The sequence below is a fragment of the Sandaracinobacteroides saxicola genome, from assembly GCF_014117445.1.
In the GTDB taxonomy this organism is placed as follows: domain Bacteria; phylum Pseudomonadota; class Alphaproteobacteria; order Sphingomonadales; family Sphingomonadaceae; genus Sandaracinobacteroides_A; species Sandaracinobacteroides_A saxicola.
The window spans coordinates 2,812,312-2,827,510 of record NZ_CP059851.1; the positions used below are offsets into that span (position 1 = coordinate 2,812,312).

Here is a 15,199-nt window from a genome sequence, read left to right on the forward strand (position 1 = left end):
GCCCCGGCGAAGGCCGGGGGTGCTCCTGCAGGTGAACCTCGACAGTCACACCGTGAAGGGTCGGCACAGCCGAACCAAACCCCCAATCAGAGTACCGTCCACACCATCATCGTATTCCACCGTAATTCTAAGATTCATAGGCCATAGAAAAAAAAGATATCAATAAAAACATTGCAGAAATGGCAACAATAAAAATTATAACAATGTCGTGATTTTGAGTATATGGTTTAATCGAAACAGCAAATAGCCACAGTCCAATCGCAGCCAACATAAGCTTAAAAGATTTTTCTGATACAGATGAAATTCTCAATAAGCCAATAATGTATGGACGAGATTTCAATACAAACACATAGTACAAAGTAAAAACGATGAATGACAAGCCGCGTATTATCCAATCAAAATTTGCCAAAAGGAGCAGATCTATCAAATAAATAATAATTAAGGGGGCAAATATGATCAAACCCTGTTGATGAAAATGGATAAACCAGCGAGTCGATTTCATTTGCAGCGCTCCGGGTCAAGCAACGGTATAGGTGACAGGCCTACCGCAAGGAATTCTCCTGCAAGTGCATCACCTAGCGCACTACGTGCGCCCGACGGAACAAGCGCGCCAACCAAACTGCCCCCAAAGGCATTTATTCCAAATCGCAATCCTATTTCAAGTACTGGACGATCGAATGCAATGTCTTGCAACGCTTGTCCGGCTGCTGAGGCAAATCCACCAACTTGAGCACCAGCAAGGCCGGGCGCCGCTCCAACGACGGTAAATGAGCCGACCGCTGCTGCCCCCAGTCCAAATCGCGCACCCCATTTCCCTCCTTCCTCCAACGCTGCCCCAAATCTGTTAAGTGCAGACCCACACTCTTTGGGACGCTCAGGGGGTTTAGGCGATGGCTGGGCCGGCTTTGCGGCATCAACCGATGGGAAACTCACCTCGGCGAGTATGATCGGCGGAATATTGGGTATTTCGCCTACCCCGCCGAAGCTTCCTGAAACAGTGAATGTTCCACGGGTTACCGAAACAAGAATTTCCTCAATGCACCCGCTTTGGGCTCCACCCTCGTAGTCACACAAACCCGTCGGATCCCGCCCATTCACCGGATCATTCCCCACATATGCGTACAGGTGCAGCCCATCGTCATACCCAATCGGGTCGGTCTGCATGAACCTGCCCAGCGTGGGGGAGTAGAACCGTGCCTTGTAGTAGCTGAGGCCGATCTCGGGAAGCCAAGCCTGGCCGGTGTAGCCGAACCGGCCGAGGTTGGTGGACGACGGGATGCCATACTCATCGTATCGGTTCACGCCGAGCGTATTGCCCGAACCGTCCGTCACCGCGATCACGCTGCCGCGCTCGTCCGACAGCAGCCAGCGCTTGTCGGTAGTGCCGGCGCCCTCATACCAGACCAGCGGCTCGTCCGCGCCGGGGCCGGCGACATAGCGGCGGAGCAGGTTGCCCGTCACATTGTCATACTCCGCCACAATCTCTCCGCCATCATGGATGAACCTTGTGTCGCCGCTGCTGCCGCCCCAGGTCTGCGCGAGACGGCCATAGGGATCATAGGCCAGATTGAGCGTGCGTGCACCCGTGACGTTGCGAAGGCGGTTGTCGACATCATAGTTGAAGCTGCTCGCCCCATCGCCGATCAGGTTGCCGCGACCGTCATAGCTGAGCGTCACAGCACCGGCGGTGGTGTATTGGTTGAGACCGTTGGGGGTGTAGGGCCGGTTGACATTGTAATGACCGGTCCAGGCATAAAGATCGTTCGAGCGCGTCAGGCTGGCGATCTGGCCAGAGGGCATATAACCGAATGTCCAGTTCACATCCTGCGCCGTGCCGGAAGGGTCGTGCGTCATCAGCGTCAAGCGCGAGGCGCCGTCGTCGATATAGCTGGTGTTGACCCCGTTGCCGCGCAACAGCCAGGTGCGGCGGCCAAGGCTGTTGTAGTTGTAGGACGCCAGCACGGAAGAGCCGTTCTCCCGAATGAATACCGGTTCGCCGGTTATCAGATACTCATAGGTGACGAAGAAGCCATCGGGCCAGGTCATCCGCGTGCGGCGGCCGGCCAGATCATATTGGTAGGAGACGGGGCGACCATAGACCGTGCTGGTGGTCAGCCGGCCGAGCGCATCGAAATCGTTGAACACGCCCGATGCGCCGGTGGGGCTGGCATAGCGTGCCCACAGCTGCCGGCCGAGATTGTCGTACGAGTAGTAGATGTCCTCGACCGTGCCGGGCACGTCCTTCACGGTGATGCGGTTGAGATTGTCATAGGTGTAGTTGATCAGTTGTGTGTCACGCAGGCGGCGCTGGATGACGTTGCCGTTCGGGTCATAGAGCGTCACAGCTTCATAATCCGTGGTCGAGCTGCCGCCGCCGCCCGCGAGCGGATAGCGTGTCTGCGACAGGCGGTCGAACCCATCGTAGACATAGGTGGTGAGGTTGTTGTTCGCATCCTTGACCGTGGCGACCTGGCCGTTGCTGGTGTAGGTGAGGGTGCGCTCGTCGGCGGCCTCGGCGGGGATACCGACGCCTTCCTGCACCTTCAGCAGGCGGTCGGCATCGTCATAGAGGCGTTTGACGATGCGGTCCGGGCCGAAGGAGCCCGCCGTGCCCTGGGTGCAGGCGGCGGGCAGCGAGGCGAATGCAGCCGGGTTCATGCGCACCGCGCTGCAATCGAGCCGATCCTTCGCGTCGTAGCTGTATTGCGTCAGCGCGAAAATCGTTCCGCCATCGGCGGTCAGTGTCTCCTGCACCTTGCGCGCCGCGGCATCATAGGTGACCGCGACCTGTTGGAAGCTGCGGAAATTGGCCCAGTCGGCGTTCGACTGGCTGATCACATCGCCAATATCGGTCTGCGACAGAAGGCCTGTGCCGTTATAGGTGTAGCGTTGTGCGCGATGCCGCAGGGCGCCGCCGGGACCGTCGGGGTCAGGCCCGGCCACGCCCACGATCTGCCGCGCGGCGTTATAGCGGTAGCGCGTGGTATCATCGGTACCAGGAAGCGCCCCGTCGACGGTGAGCGTGTTGCCGGTGAAGTCATAGGTGGCCGTGGTGGTCGCGGTGAGCGAGCCGTTGCCGGCGCCGGTGCTGACCACCGTGGGCAGCAGGTTGTTGGCGACGCCGGGGGTGCCATAGGTGATGGTGGTTCTCACCTCGTCCGCAGTGCCGGCGCAGGAGGCGAGCGTCTGGCAGGTGGAGGTGGCGGTGAGCCGGGTGACCGGGGTGGGGGCCTGAACAAGGGTGCCGGACGAATCCTTATACCAGGCGTAGAGTGAACTATAGGTGTAGCGCACTTGCGGACGGACGCCATTGGGCGCAACCGGTGCCGTAACGATCGATGGCAGACCGGCAGTGGGCTCGTATTCATAGTTGGTCACCGCGCCTCGCCCGTCGGTCGTCGAAATGGGCTGATTGCATGTTTTTCTATTGTCACAGGTTGCAGGGAAAGCCGCGCTGGTCACGATATTGATCAGCCCCGACCCTGTCTTCGCTACTCGGGTGGTCGTTGTTACATTGCCACGCGAATCATAATCGTAGGTAACATAGTTGCCCTCTGGCATGGTCGTTTTGGTCAGCTGATTGCTGGCGTTGTAGGTGTAGGTGATCGTGCGCCCGGTCGAGTCCGTGACAGATGTAGGAAGACCAACGCTTAGGCTGGAAACGGTAGTCGATGGTAGGCCCGCAGGCGGGGTGATGACCATCGTCGCGCTGCCGCCTGATACGGTGCGGCTGTAGGACCAGACATCGCCATCGTCGTTGACAGATGTCAGCAGTCCATTGGCATCATAGGTGGTGACGACGTTGTCGTTTGCGCTTCCTGGACGACGATAGTTGAACTGAAAGGGCACCGATAAAGTCATTGTATAGCGCGATATTCGACCTACCGGATCAGTTACTTGCCAACTTCTTGCGACACCGGGTGTCACTGTCTCAGAGTATGCTACTACGATTTCGGATGGTGTGGGTAAACAGCCCCAATCATAACAAGAGCTATAAACGGCATTGCTACCTCTAACTCCAACGACCCTTACCCAATCATTGAGTGAATCAAGATATTCCACGCCATTGTCTTCAGCATACTCAATAGAAATCACATAGCCCGTAGAGTTATGTATGGACTTAAGCCTGACCCTATATTCCCTTAGATTGGCTGGACACTCTAGTGGATCAAGAGACTGATTTGAGCAATAATATGCAATTTGCCAGTTAAGTTTGACCCTTTCCCCTGTCGGGTATGTAATCGACTCCGCTCTACTGATTACAGATGACTCAATAGGCACCAACCTGTTCACGTTATACGTGAATATGGTGCCATCCGCAAGTGTCAGCGTGTAAACGTAAAATGGGGCATTTCCGCTCCGCGTCAGTGTTGAGCCATCCCCATCATTTGAGGTGAAAGTGCTGCCTGACTGCGTAAAGGTTTTGGACTCAAACCCAATTGTTACAGAAATCTGATTAGTTGATTGTTGCCGAATTTTGAGATCCCAGTTCGTTCGATCCCAGAACATCCGACCATATTCTCGTATGTACGCTAGCCCGCCCGGACCCGGCGGGCCAATAATCAAATCTGTCGATCGAAAGATCTTTGCGCCTGTCGCCAAGTTGACCCCATTGCGATCCAAAACGTAGCGCGCGGGTGGCGCGACGTCGGGCATGGCTTGTGCCAACAAAGATGTGCTGCTGAGCGCGGTGCTGACCAGCAACAGCCCAAGAGCTCCATGCATTCGCATGTTGCCTCCCCCTTACAATGCAATTAATTGATGAATGGGCCCCTTTGCGCGAGTCGCGCTTTACGGTGGCGGGTTGGGAGACCCAGTGACCGTCACATTGGTTCGATTGCCGGCCTTGTCCAGGGTATGCTGTGCCTGGACGCCATTGTTGACGGTGCCCGACCGGACAACCTTCACCAGGCGCCCGCGGGAGTCATAGATGTAAGTTATGGTTTCAGTTGCGACCACCGGCGCTACAGCAAGCAACATGGCGGGAAAAAGCAGAAAACGAGGCATATGATCCCCTGACTCGTCTTCGACCCTTCCGCAGTAGTGCACATTCATCAGAAGGTGTCAACTTGCTTACATGGAAACTTCGACTGTCCTGCCACGCTCTCGCCTGTTTTGCACGATCAATTGTAACTTCTGATGCACGGATAAAATTCATCACATTGAAAATATTGATGTTCAGGCACCACTGAATTCGTTCTCGCTACTATAAAAGACAATGACCGCAAAATCCAGTGTATCGGCGAAGCGGTCATCCATTGGACATATCACACATAGTTAAAAAAGACTTTCCATATATGAATATAAATAATATCGGCGTGAACCATGCTTCCTTATCTGCTATTTGAAGAATATGTCCGTATTGACGGCGGTGCTCGTATCGCAAAATGGTAGATCATATGTATGATCTGTAGCTTTCTACTCAGCGATTTTCACCATCTTCCAATACCTCGCGCGACAGCTTGAAGGCGCCGCTCATTCGCTTGGACAGAGACTCGACGAAGCTATGGTATCGCTCGAGACCTCGGGAATTCGCCGAAGCCTGTGCTGCTTCAGCCAGCGGCGGTGTGGCAGTAAGCCATGCTCGGACGAACAGGCCGATGGCTTCCATCATCATCGTCTGGTCGCGCTCGAGCCGGTCAAGCTGGCGAACTATGCGATCAAGCCTGCGAGCGAGTGCGGCTTCGCGCTGATCAGATGAGTCGGGCGAAAGGAAGGAGGTAATGGCGGCTTCGACGATGGCGGCCTTGTCCAGCTTTCGGCGTAATGCATACTCGGCCAGCTGGTCAGCAACATCGTCGGACATCCGGACGTTGAGGCGTTGGCGACGTGGCATCAGCGGACAATGTTCAGATCGAACTCGGCTTGCATCTGCCGGGTGGGTCGGCGGGCAGGGCCGGGCCTGGTTGACTGACCGGGCGTTTCCGAACCCGGGTCGGAAAGGTTCAAATGTGCCGCGACAGGACTGACGGCCACTTCCTCGTATTCCGAAAGCTCCGGCTCGCGCCGCAATCCGCCGTTTCCACATGGTCCGGCTTTGGGAGGGAAACCTAGAGCGGGACGCTCGTCGGTCGCGGTCGACGACTGAGCCGATGGCATTCGCTTGACCGGCGGCGCCACCCGACTCTTCAAGCGCCAGTCTTCGAAGTAGCGCGCCTTGCGCGCGCGAATTGGATGCACCCCGGATACCATGACGAGCGCGTCCGAGGGCGGCAGCTGCATGATTTCGCCGGGGGTCAGCAGCGGACGCGCGGATTCCTGTCGGCTGACCATCAGGTGTCCGAGCCATGGCGAGAGCCGGTGGCCGGCGTAATTGCGGGCGTCGCGGATCTCGGTCGCCGTGCCCAGCGCGTCGGAAATTCGCCGCGCCGTCCGTTCGTCGTTGGTCGCGAAGGCCACGCGGACGTGGCAGTTGTCTAGGATGGCGTTGTTCGGGCCGTAGGCCTTTTCGATCTGGTTCAAGGACTGCGCGATCAGCAGCGCTTTCAGACCGTAACCCGCCATGAACGCCAACGTCGTTTCGAAAAAGTCGAGCCGCCCGAGTGCGGGAAACTCGTCAAGCATCAGCAACAGGCGATGGCGTTTCGCCTTGGTATGCAGCTCTTCTGTCAGCCGACGTCCGATCTGGTTGAGCAGCAGTCGCACGAGAGGCTTGGTTCGGCTGATGTCCGATGGCGGGACGACGAGGTAAAGAGTCACAGGCATCGCAGAATTCACCAGATCGTCGATGCGCCAGTCGCAGCGACTCGTGGCCGCTGCGACCACCGGGTCCCGGTATAGGCCAAGGAACGACATGGCGGTCGAGAGCACGCCGGATCGTTCGTTCTCAGACTTGTTGAGCAGTTCTCGCGCCGCAGAGGCGACCACCGGATGCGGGTAATCGCCGAGATGGCGAGTTTCCATCATCGCGGCCAGCGTCTCTTCGATGGCTCGTGCGGGATCGGAGAGGAAAGCAGCAACGCCGGCAAGTGTCTTGTCGCGTTCGGCATAGAGCACGTGCAGGATGGCGCCCACCAGCAGAGCGTGGCTGGTCTTCTCCCAGTGCGTCCGGCGCTCCAGCGCGCCTTCCGGGTCGACGAGGATGTCGGCGATGTTCTGGACGTCACGCACCTCGGACGGACCGCGGCGGACCTCCAGCAGCGGGTTATAGGCATCTGAATCGGCCCGGGTCGGATCGAACCGCAGCACCCGCCCAAAGCGGGCACGCCAGCCGCTGGTCAGGTCCCAGTTCTCGCCCTTGATATCGTGGACGATGCACGACGCCGGCCAGGTGAGCAGGGTGGGCACAACCAGCCCAACACCCTTGCCGGATCGCGTCGGTGCGAAGCACAATACATGTTCCGGCCCGTTGTGCCGGAGATAGCTCTGCCCGAACTTTCCGAGGAAGACGCCTGCGTCGCGTAGCAGCCCTGCGCGGGCCACCTCGGCAGGTCGGGCCCACCGGGCCGACCCGAACGTGGTGGCTTCCCGTAGCTCCCTTGCCCGCTGCACGGACATTGTGACCGAAATCACGACCGCTGCGAGACCGCCGGAAGCGGCGAGCATGCCACCGCGCGCGAACACGTTCGGCGCATAGGCGTCATACCAGTACCACCACCAGAAGAGCTGGCCGGGGACGTAGACAGGGACGCCTGCTATTTCGAACAGCGGCGGCCCGAGCTCCCCCTGGTAGCCGAGCTGGGCGGCAGTCCATTGGGTTGCGCCCCAGACGGAGCCGAGCACTACCAGTACCACCAGAAGGATCTGTCCCCAGAGGATTTTCGTCGCTTGCATGAGATGCACCGGATGCTCGGACGTCCGCGCGCGCAAGCGCAACTATGCCGCCTTCGTAGCACTGCGTAGGGAAGAGGGCACATGGGACAGTCAGATTTCGAGGCCTCGCTGGCGGCCCAGTGACCATTCGATCCTGCCGCCGTCCCGGACGATGCCGGCGACCTCACGTCCGAGCTGCCGGTCCAGCGATGGGGTCCACGGCACGAGCTGAAAGCCGAGACTGCCTTCGATCATCGCGAACCTGCCCGATGCCAGATCGATCCGTCGGCGGAAGGTGCCTGCAACCGCGCCGCCGACCGTTGCCGGCCGCGCCGCGATACCGGTCTCGATTTCAAGTTTTGCTTTGACGGATCGCAGTTCCCGTTCCTGAAGGGTTGCCAGCAGGTCGCGCACGAAAAGCATGCGCGCGCCCTGCCGCCGCGCGAGCCCCTGCGAGGCAAGATGCTCTGCCCTTGCCGACAACGCGTCTTTCACGTCCCGGCCGAACCCGGCATCGACCACATGCGACGGCTCGCGTGCCACGAGTTGACGGTCGAGCCAAGTAGCGCCCGCAGCGCTGACCTGCGCGCCGACCGCGAGATCGGACCGAAGCGCCAGGACCTCGGCCGCGCGACCGGCGCGATCCGTGTAGGTCCACAGTTCGACGATCGAGCCGACAGGCCCGTCGCCAGTCGCAGCAAGGTCGGGCAGCCGGATGTGGTGTGCCCGGCCATCGACACCGTCGACGACGGCGTAGGCCGTCCCGGCAAGCTCATCTTGAAGCCCTCGTTCGACCAAGCGACCGATGACAGGGCCGCCACTCGCATGTTCGTGGATCAGCGCGTCGGCTCCCCGCTCGATCGACTGGCGTGCGAGGGCTTTGTGAATGGTCGCGATGATGTCGTTCCGGCTACCGAGATCGCGCAGCCGCTGCTCGAGGTCGGCCGCAATACGCCAGCCTCCATCGTCTGTCGGCGTGGCAAGGCCCATCCATTCGAGGCGTCGAAGGCGGGTAATAGCCAGCTGTCCGACGCCGGGCGTTGACAGTGTCGGCAGCTTGTCAGGATCAATACAACCGTCATGCGCAGCCAAGTTGCGCATCATCCGATCGAGGCCGGTGAAGCGGTCGGCGGTGACTTCGCGTTCGAGCGTGGTGCGGATGGCGAGTTCGTTGCGCGGGCCAAGTTCCTGCTCGATCAGTGCCTCGGCACGCGCCCGCAGGCCTTTCGTCCAATAGTCCCGGCTGATGACGAGATCCCTGCCGTCATCCGCCCGACCGCGGATGAGGATATGCACATGCGGGTTGTCGGTGTTCCAGTGATCGACCGCTATCCACTCCAGTCGGGTTCCCAGGTCCTTTTCGGCCTGTCGCATGAGGTCGCGAGTTGTTGCCCTAAGATCCTGCAGTTCATTTGCATCCTCGGGCGAGACGATGCAGCGAAAGTGGTGCCGGTCATCGCTGCAGCGGTCGGCGAAGGCGCTCCGATCCGGCGTTTCACCATCAGCCGAAAAAATGCCCTGCGGTTCGCCCTCACGGCTGACCCCATCCCGATCGAGGTAAGTGATGTGGGCTGCGAGCGCGGCACGGGCCATCGAACCTCGATGCCTGACGGACCGCATCTTGACGGCGACACGTCGGCCCGGCGACCGAAGCGACGCAGTGAGCGAGGCTGCTCTTCCCCTCCCGAAAGTCGAGGATGTGCGTCTCGCAGAGGGGTTCGTCCTTGACCCGCAAAGATTCAAAACTGCGGCTCGTAGCCCGCTTGGAGACGGCACCGTGTGCCGACCGGAGATGCGGCCTGGTCGCGGCGAAAAGCGATCGTCGCGCTTGTTATCCATGGCCTGCCAGATGGTTGGTGCCCATGTATACCATTGAAAGTGCTGGAAGATCGGGTAGATGCAGGCACCGGCAGTTTTGCGCCGGTGCCTCGGATTTGCAAACGATCACAACCACAAGGCAGGCACGTGGTGCCGCCGCTTTCATCTTGCCCTCACAGAAACTGTTCATTCCTGACCAAAGTCTGACGGTGACCAAGGACATTGGCTGGTCAGTCGTCCAGAGGCGGCCGAGCGACACTTGTCGCGGATGACTCGTTCGAGAATCCGGCCGCAGATGGGCCGGTGAAAAGGTCTGAGTGTCGCCAATCCGGCAATCCGATCGCGGGTTGGAGTGCGATCGTGGTCGTGCCGTCTGTCCTGCTGGCAATGGTGGCGACATAGGCACGGGTTTCATCAGGGAGGGGTCGAGCCCCTTCGCGATGCTGCTCGTAGCGATTGGGACCTGCGTGATAGGCTGCCAGTGCCGATGGCCATCCGAAGCGATCGACCATCGCGCGGAGATAGGCAGCACCTCCGAACATATTGGCGCGCGGATGGAATGGATCAGAGCCGAGGCTGAACCGGGCGGTCAGTTCTGACCATGTTCCCGGCATCAACTGCATGCAGCCTATTGCACCAGCACTCGAAATCGCGGAGCTTCGACCCCCGCTTTCCGCGAGCATGACTTCCCGAACCCAGACAGCTGGAAGACCAGCCCATACAGCGGCGGCGTCTATGTGCGCTTGGCAGGCGTCGCTGGTTGGTCGCATGCTGTTCGCATATGATGGCGCAGAGACAGCTGTCGCCAAGATGGCTATGCAGCCGAGCATGGTGAGGCGCCGGCGTGGCGTCATCGGACGCTACCAAACGTCCAGATTGGCACAGCAATCGCGGCTACCCGCTCGATCGGCTGCGGTCCGAAATATCGGCCGTCGAGGCTGTCGGGCACGCCGACGTTCAGCAGGAAGACCTCGCCCCGGCCAAGCGTCCGACAGCCCTCCCACACCGGCAGCGGTCTGCCTTTCCGGTCGCGGTCGCGAGCCGTCAGGACGACATTGGCAACACGAACTTCTGTTTCACGACGGCAGATGCGATCTCCGGCCAGACCAGCGACGCGCTTGAGCATCGGTGTCCCGAGAGGCAGATAGCCGCGACTGTCGGCAAAGCGTGCGACTTCGGCCGGTGGGTCGAACACCACAATGTCGCCGATGCCCGGCTTTGCTGGGCTGGTAGCCAGATAAAGACCGATCGGGACACTTGCCGAGGCGTTCCAGAAGACCTTCTTCGGCATTGCCGCGATCAGCGAGATGATAACCATCGCAGCAACCGTGCCGCCTGTCGCAAGCAGCCTGCGCTGTTCTCTAACCGTGGCCTTCACGTGTCGAGCTTCCGCCGCAGGAGCCAGGCCCGATGTCGGCTGGCGCTGTAACGGGCGGGCGTGAGGCCTGTGATCAGCCGCTGGTGGACGTGCTGCCAATAGTCCGGGTTCACGTCGGCTGCATCGCCACAAACGCGCTCCGCCTCGTCGATCAGGTTCAGGACTTGCCGCACCTTTGGCCATCCTGCCGCCCGCAACAGGCTTACAGCGCCGGGCTCTATATATGGAAGACAGGTCACGGACTCGCCCAGCTCGCCCGCCCTGGCAATGTCGATTCGGCTTTCGATTGTGCCATGATCGTTCGACGCCCAGCGGATGAAAGCGAACACTGCGCCCGGCCGGAACAGCAACGTCCGCCGACGTCGGTCGATGATCCGTTCCGACCAATGCTGCCCGAACCGTAACCAATGCTCCTGCCGACCTGGAACATGCAGAAGTGCCACTTCGGTCCCGCCGGTCATTGCCCGCCACCGCCTTCGCCGAACTCCCGGTCAAGCAGGGTACGCAGCATGTCGGCGACCGTAAGCCCGTGCTGGAACGCGACGATCTTGATCCGGCCGCGCAATTCCGGGGTCACGTCGATGGTCAGACGCGCGCTGAACTGCTCGGTCCGACTGGCGGGAACGGCCTTGACCCAGGCTTCGGCATTGCCCGGGCGGGACGCGAAGCGGCTTTTCACGGCTGCAGCGCCTCGACTTCGCTCGCGAGCGCGGCGATCTCGGCGGCGGCCAGACAACCCGGATCGAGTTCATCCACTAGGCTGCCGGTGCTGGCGGCCTGCGCGAAGATCACCCGCTGCCCGATGCGGCTGTTCAGCAGTGGCGGATCATGGGCTTCGAGCGCGGCGGCCGTCTCGCGCGCGATCACCGTTCCGCTGGCACAGCGGTTGAGCACCAGCCGTGCCACCAGGTCCGGCCTGAAAACGCGCGCCTCCTCGATCAGTTGAAGCATTTCGGCGGATGCCCATCCGTCGAGCGGAGACGGCGTCGCCGGAACGAGAACCACGTCGGCCGCAAGCAGCGCGGATCGCGCGAGCCCAGTGGTTCGCGGTGCGCCGTCGATGATCAGGTGATCGACATCGGCGGCAAGCGCCGGAAGTTCCCGATGCAGGGTTTCGCGGGCGAGGCCGATGACGCCGAAACGGCGCGCGCCGTTCGACGCCGCACGCGCTTCAGACCAGTCGAGCGCAGAGCCCTGCGGGTCGGCATCCACCAGCGTTACCCGCCTTCCCTTACCGGCCCATCGCCCGGCGAGGTGCAGGGCGAGCGTCGTCTTGCCGACGCCGCCCTTCTGGTTGAGCAGTGCAACGATCACGGGTGGCTCCGACGTCGATGAGCGACTTCGAAGTTAGAAGATACGTTAGACTCGAAGTTAAGGGTGACAGAAGCTATTGGTTGAGAATGGTTTCTCGGCGATTTCGGCAAGTGATCGCACGATGGCGCGGCCAGCGATCGCACGAGGTTTCGGGTCACCGATCGCACGATGCTGTCCACAGTTTTTGCACAGTTCGGCCGGAAGGAAAGCTCGGCGCCGCCCCGCGGCGCGGGTTCGATGGCGAGCCAGTAACCCGGCAACGACTGTCGTTTCACGATCGCCCTGACCTCGCCGCTGAACCATTTGTAGGGCGCGAGGCTGCCGGACTTCAGGTGCAGATAGTGCAGGTTGAAGCGCCACCCCTCCGATTGCCGGCCGCCATGTTTGCGCACGATGCGATAGAGCCAGCGTTCCAGCCCGCCGGTCAGCGCGAAATAGCCCGGGTCGATCGTCAGGATCAGCTTCTGGTCGAGCACGAGCTGGTAGAACCAGTCGGGCAGGATCAACTCGATCCCGAGTGCCGCGCCGGATGCGTCGGAGCGTTCGACCCATTCGTTGATCCAGGAGAAGCGGTGCAATCTGCGCCCGGCCGGGCGGCCGATCGAGGTGGCGATAGTGGTGGATTGCAGCCGGTCCAGGGCAGCTTTCAGCCGTGCATAGGCAGCGCCCGAGGTTCCGCGCCGCATGAAGGTGAGCATCTCGAACGGTGTCGCGGACAGCAGTCTCGACGTCTTCAGGCCGGCATCGCGCGCCTCGACGATATGGCTGGCGGCCCAGATGAGCACGTCGGCATCCCAGATCGTCGCCATGCCATGCTCGGGGACGGCTTCGACCCGGATGGAGACATCGCCGGCCGCAAAGACGATGGGCCGCACCCGCCGTGATTTCGCCAGGCTGAAGAAGGGGTAGGCCATGAGATCCTGTGCATCCCGAAGCGCCATGTCGCGCGGGATGACCCGGAACAGATTGAGCTGGGCACGCTCGGGTCGCATCAGCGGCGCCCAGCATAGGCGGGCGCCAGCGCCACATGGCGCTTGGCCGGGAGCACGGTGTCATGTCCGGGGTCGCTGGTGGAGGCCTTCATTCCACGGCCGACCCAGGCTTGAAGGTCGGAGACGGAATAGACGACGCGCCCGCCCACCTTGGAATAGCGCGGCCCCGTTCCGTAGCAGCGGTGCTTCTCAAGCGTGCGATGGGAGAGGCTGAGAAAACGCGCCGCTTCCGGGGTACGGAGGTAGCGTGGCGGAAAGCCGGGTGCAGTTGCGCTCATCGATGGGCTCCTCGGGCACCGCGCGGCCGCTGCGGACAGCTTGGCGGGACAGGAGCGCAAAATGGCGAAAGGTTGGCGGCGGGAGGGAGTCCGGTTTCAGGGGGCCCGGAAATCGGACCCCTTGCCCAGCAGTGAGCAGTACCCGCCGTTCGAAAGGCGCCTGCCCGTGTCGGTCAGACGGATGACAAGGCTGCGCGCGTCGCTTGACTTCCATGCCGGTCCGGCGGGGACGACTTCCGCACCCAGGATTGCGACGGCCAGCTCTCGATAGCTGGCGCCGTCGAGCCTGCCGCAGACAGCACGAAGTGCCCTTGTCAGATAGGTGCGTCGCCGCATGCTCAGCCTGCGCGTCGATATGGGCGCCAAGCCTTCCATCCTTCGCCATACCTGTTCGACCGCGGCAAGGCGGCGTGCCAGCGCGCCATTCAGCGGCGCTATCGCGGCGACAGGCGCATCAGGGATGACCGGTGGAAGCAACCACGCCTGTTCGCCCGAGCGCCAGTTCAGATGCAGCCCATCCGAAGCCGTCCTCTGTCGGTGCGCGAGGCGAGCAAGCTCGTCCGCTGTGCTGGCCAGCCCAGCACCGATCGGCGCCCTGCCAAAGCAGGCCACATCGTCGCACATATCGGCCCGCCAGAAGACGGGAGTGTGGCGCCAGTCATGTCTTGGGTCGGCGACGAAATCGCAACCCCCAACGGGAAACGTCCGGGGGTTCGTCACCGAAGCGAACCCCGTTCCGGACATATTCGCGGTAGTCCGGGTTGAATCTGAGAAATTCCCACGCGAGAGCTGTGAGCCCGCATTCCAATGTCCACTCAAAGCCCTCGCCGGTTCTCCAGTCCGGCGCCGTCACGCCTTCCTCCGCAACCTGCGAGCCGGCCCCTCTCGACTCAGTGCGACCCACGCCATTTTAACGGATCAAGCCTGAGTATGCTCCGGCGGTTCGTCGTATTTTCCGCGTTTCAGCAGGTCCAGGAAGCCATGCCTGGCAATCCAGATGGCGCGCCGAAGGTGCGCGTCGTGAATGCGTTGCGCCCGCCCGGGATCGCTGACGCAATCGAGCGATAGCACCAGCGACGCGGCTTCTTGCCAGGGCGCACCTTCGTCATGTGCGGCGAGCAGCCTTAGATAATGATTGGCGAACGCCAGATCATAGTCCGTGACGGTTTCGTCATCAGGAGGCTCGTCCAGGAGCCTTGTCCCCCCCGCGTCTGACATCTCCCTGTTCCTTTTCGGATGACCCGGCGTCCAATCGTAAACTCTTGCTATGCGCACGAGGCGGATCGTGCACCTGCCAGAAATGTTGTAGAGAATACTCCGTGGCGGAATACTCAACAAGCGCGTCGCTTGGCATGCATGACGTCGCGGGAGATATTCGCCAGGAACCTCAAAGCGCTTCGAAAAGCGCAAAAGCTGTCGCAGGAAGAATTGGCGCATCGCGCCGGGCTTGATCGCACCTATGTCAGTGCACTGGAACGGCAAGTCTATTCGCCTACGCTTGACGCTGTCGACAAGGTGGCAAAGGTCTTTAACGTCAGTCCGGCATCAATGCTGGAGAACATCTAGGTTCTCCAATTTGGACCAAGATGCTCCTGTCGCGTCGCTGCCCCAATTCAAGCCGTCCCTGGTGTTGTGCGTTGTGGCTTCGAAGCGCTTCCTTCTGACCC

Annotated in this window: 16 protein-coding genes; 1 reads left to right on the top strand and 15 read right to left on the bottom strand. The window is 60.9% G+C overall.

Annotated features, from left to right (window positions below):
• Window positions 1–127: 127 nt before the first annotated feature.
• The 15 genes from H3309_RS14160 to H3309_RS14225 all read right to left on the bottom strand — a co-directional run bounded on the left by H3309_RS14160 (window position 128) and on the right by H3309_RS14225 (window position 14,750).
• Window positions 128–502: a hypothetical protein gene (locus tag H3309_RS14160; protein ID WP_182295398.1), complete on the bottom strand. Its 375-nt coding sequence runs from the start codon at window positions 500–502 to the stop codon at window positions 128–130.
• Window positions 499–3,861 (bottom strand): RHS repeat-associated core domain-containing protein, encoded by a 3,363-nt coding sequence (locus H3309_RS14165; RefSeq protein ID WP_182295400.1) that lies wholly within the window; start codon window positions 3,859–3,861, stop codon window positions 499–501. The genes H3309_RS14160 and H3309_RS14165 overlap by 4 nt, the downstream gene beginning before the upstream one ends.
• 1,561 nt (window positions 3,862–5,422) lie before the next feature.
• Window positions 5,423–5,806: a CopG family transcriptional regulator gene (locus H3309_RS14170; RefSeq protein WP_243453742.1), complete on the bottom strand. Its 384-nt coding sequence runs from the start codon at window positions 5,804–5,806 to the stop codon at window positions 5,423–5,425.
• Between the two features lie 29 nt (window positions 5,807–5,835).
• Entirely contained in the window at window positions 5,836–7,773 is a 1,938-nt protein-coding gene (locus H3309_RS14175; RefSeq protein ID WP_182295404.1) for a conjugal transfer protein TraG, read from the bottom strand.
• A gap of 90 nt (window positions 7,774–7,863) precedes the next feature.
• On the bottom strand, window positions 7,864–9,345 hold the full coding sequence (locus H3309_RS14180; protein ID WP_243453743.1) for a relaxase/mobilization nuclease domain-containing protein: 1,482 nt from the start codon (window positions 9,343–9,345) through the stop codon (window positions 7,864–7,866).
• Window positions 9,346–9,800: 455 nt separating this feature from the next.
• Window positions 9,801–10,424, bottom strand: a complete 624-nt coding sequence (locus H3309_RS14185) for a lytic transglycosylase domain-containing protein (RefSeq protein WP_207791514.1) — start codon at window positions 10,422–10,424, stop codon at window positions 9,801–9,803.
• A complete protein-coding gene (locus H3309_RS14190; protein WP_182295409.1) occupies window positions 10,421–10,888 on the bottom strand; it encodes a S26 family signal peptidase in 468 nt (155 codons plus the stop codon). The genes H3309_RS14185 and H3309_RS14190 overlap by 4 nt, the downstream gene beginning before the upstream one ends.
• Before the next feature lie 56 nt (window positions 10,889–10,944).
• On the bottom strand, window positions 10,945–11,409 hold the full coding sequence (locus H3309_RS14195) for a DUF2840 domain-containing protein (RefSeq protein WP_182295411.1): 465 nt from the start codon (window positions 11,407–11,409) through the stop codon (window positions 10,945–10,947).
• A complete protein-coding gene (locus tag H3309_RS14200) occupies window positions 11,406–11,627 on the bottom strand; it encodes a ribbon-helix-helix protein (protein WP_182295413.1) in 222 nt (73 codons plus the stop codon). Before H3309_RS14200 ends, H3309_RS14195 begins: the two co-directional genes overlap by 4 nt.
• Window positions 11,624–12,262 carry a ParA family partition ATPase gene (parA, locus tag H3309_RS14205; RefSeq protein ID WP_182295415.1) on the bottom strand — a complete coding sequence of 213 codons (639 nt, stop codon included), beginning with the start codon at window positions 12,260–12,262 and terminating at the stop codon, window positions 11,624–11,626. The genes H3309_RS14200 and parA overlap by 4 nt, the downstream gene beginning before the upstream one ends.
• A complete protein-coding gene (locus H3309_RS14210) occupies window positions 12,259–13,254 on the bottom strand; it encodes a replication initiator protein A (protein ID WP_182295417.1) in 996 nt (331 codons plus the stop codon). The genes parA and H3309_RS14210 overlap by 4 nt, the downstream gene beginning before the upstream one ends.
• Entirely contained in the window at window positions 13,254–13,532 is a 279-nt protein-coding gene (locus tag H3309_RS14215) for a helix-turn-helix transcriptional regulator (RefSeq protein WP_182295419.1), read from the bottom strand. The genes H3309_RS14210 and H3309_RS14215 overlap by 1 nt, the downstream gene beginning before the upstream one ends.
• A 96-nt stretch (window positions 13,533–13,628) precedes the next feature.
• A complete protein-coding gene (locus H3309_RS14220) occupies window positions 13,629–14,156 on the bottom strand; it encodes a DUF2285 domain-containing protein (RefSeq protein WP_182295421.1) in 528 nt (175 codons plus the stop codon).
• A 34-nt stretch (window positions 14,157–14,190) separates the two neighbouring features.
• Window positions 14,191–14,436 carry a transcriptional regulator domain-containing protein gene (locus H3309_RS17835; protein WP_398398654.1) on the bottom strand — a complete coding sequence of 82 codons (246 nt, stop codon included), beginning with the start codon at window positions 14,434–14,436 and terminating at the stop codon, window positions 14,191–14,193.
• A 14-nt stretch (window positions 14,437–14,450) separates the two neighbouring features.
• A complete protein-coding gene (locus H3309_RS14225) occupies window positions 14,451–14,750 on the bottom strand; it encodes a hypothetical protein (RefSeq protein WP_182295422.1) in 300 nt (99 codons plus the stop codon).
• 138 nt (window positions 14,751–14,888) lie between these two features.
• On the opposite strand from H3309_RS14225, the gene H3309_RS14230 reads away from it, so the two are divergent.
• On the top strand, window positions 14,889–15,098 hold the full coding sequence (locus tag H3309_RS14230; protein ID WP_182295423.1) for a helix-turn-helix domain-containing protein: 210 nt from the start codon (window positions 14,889–14,891) through the stop codon (window positions 15,096–15,098).
• Window positions 15,099–15,199 lie beyond the last annotated feature (101 nt).

Coding starts and splice junctions, on each gene's coding strand:
- H3309_RS14185 (WP_207791514.1), bottom strand. CDS start 10,424: ATGACGCCACGCCGGCGCCTCACCATGCTCGGCTGCATAGCCATCTTG.
- H3309_RS14190 (WP_182295409.1), bottom strand. CDS start 10,888: ATGGTTATCATCTCGCTGATCGCGGCAATGCCGAAGAAGGTCTTCTGG.
- H3309_RS14225 (WP_182295422.1), bottom strand. CDS start 14,750: ATGTCAGACGCGGGGGGGACAAGGCTCCTGGACGAGCCTCCTGATGAC.
- H3309_RS14180 (WP_243453743.1), bottom strand. CDS start 9,345: ATGGCCCGTGCCGCGCTCGCAGCCCACATCACTTACCTCGATCGGGAT.
- H3309_RS14210 (WP_182295417.1), bottom strand. CDS start 13,254: ATGCGACCCGAGCGTGCCCAGCTCAATCTGTTCCGGGTCATCCCGCGC.
- H3309_RS14165 (WP_182295400.1), bottom strand. CDS start 3,861: ATGACTTTATCGGTGCCCTTTCAGTTCAACTATCGTCGTCCAGGAAGC.
- H3309_RS14160 (WP_182295398.1), bottom strand. CDS start 502: ATGAAATCGACTCGCTGGTTTATCCATTTTCATCAACAGGGTTTGATC.
- H3309_RS14215 (WP_182295419.1), bottom strand. CDS start 13,532: ATGAGCGCAACTGCACCCGGCTTTCCGCCACGCTACCTCCGTACCCCG.
- H3309_RS14220 (WP_182295421.1), bottom strand. CDS start 14,156: ATGTGCGACGATGTGGCCTGCTTTGGCAGGGCGCCGATCGGTGCTGGG.
- H3309_RS14175 (WP_182295404.1), bottom strand. CDS start 7,773: ATGCAAGCGACGAAAATCCTCTGGGGACAGATCCTTCTGGTGGTACTG.
- H3309_RS14230 (WP_182295423.1), top strand. CDS start 14,889: ATGACGTCGCGGGAGATATTCGCCAGGAACCTCAAAGCGCTTCGAAAA.
- H3309_RS14195 (WP_182295411.1), bottom strand. CDS start 11,409: ATGACCGGCGGGACCGAAGTGGCACTTCTGCATGTTCCAGGTCGGCAG.
- H3309_RS14170 (WP_243453742.1), bottom strand. CDS start 5,806: ATGTCCGACGATGTTGCTGACCAGCTGGCCGAGTATGCATTACGCCGA.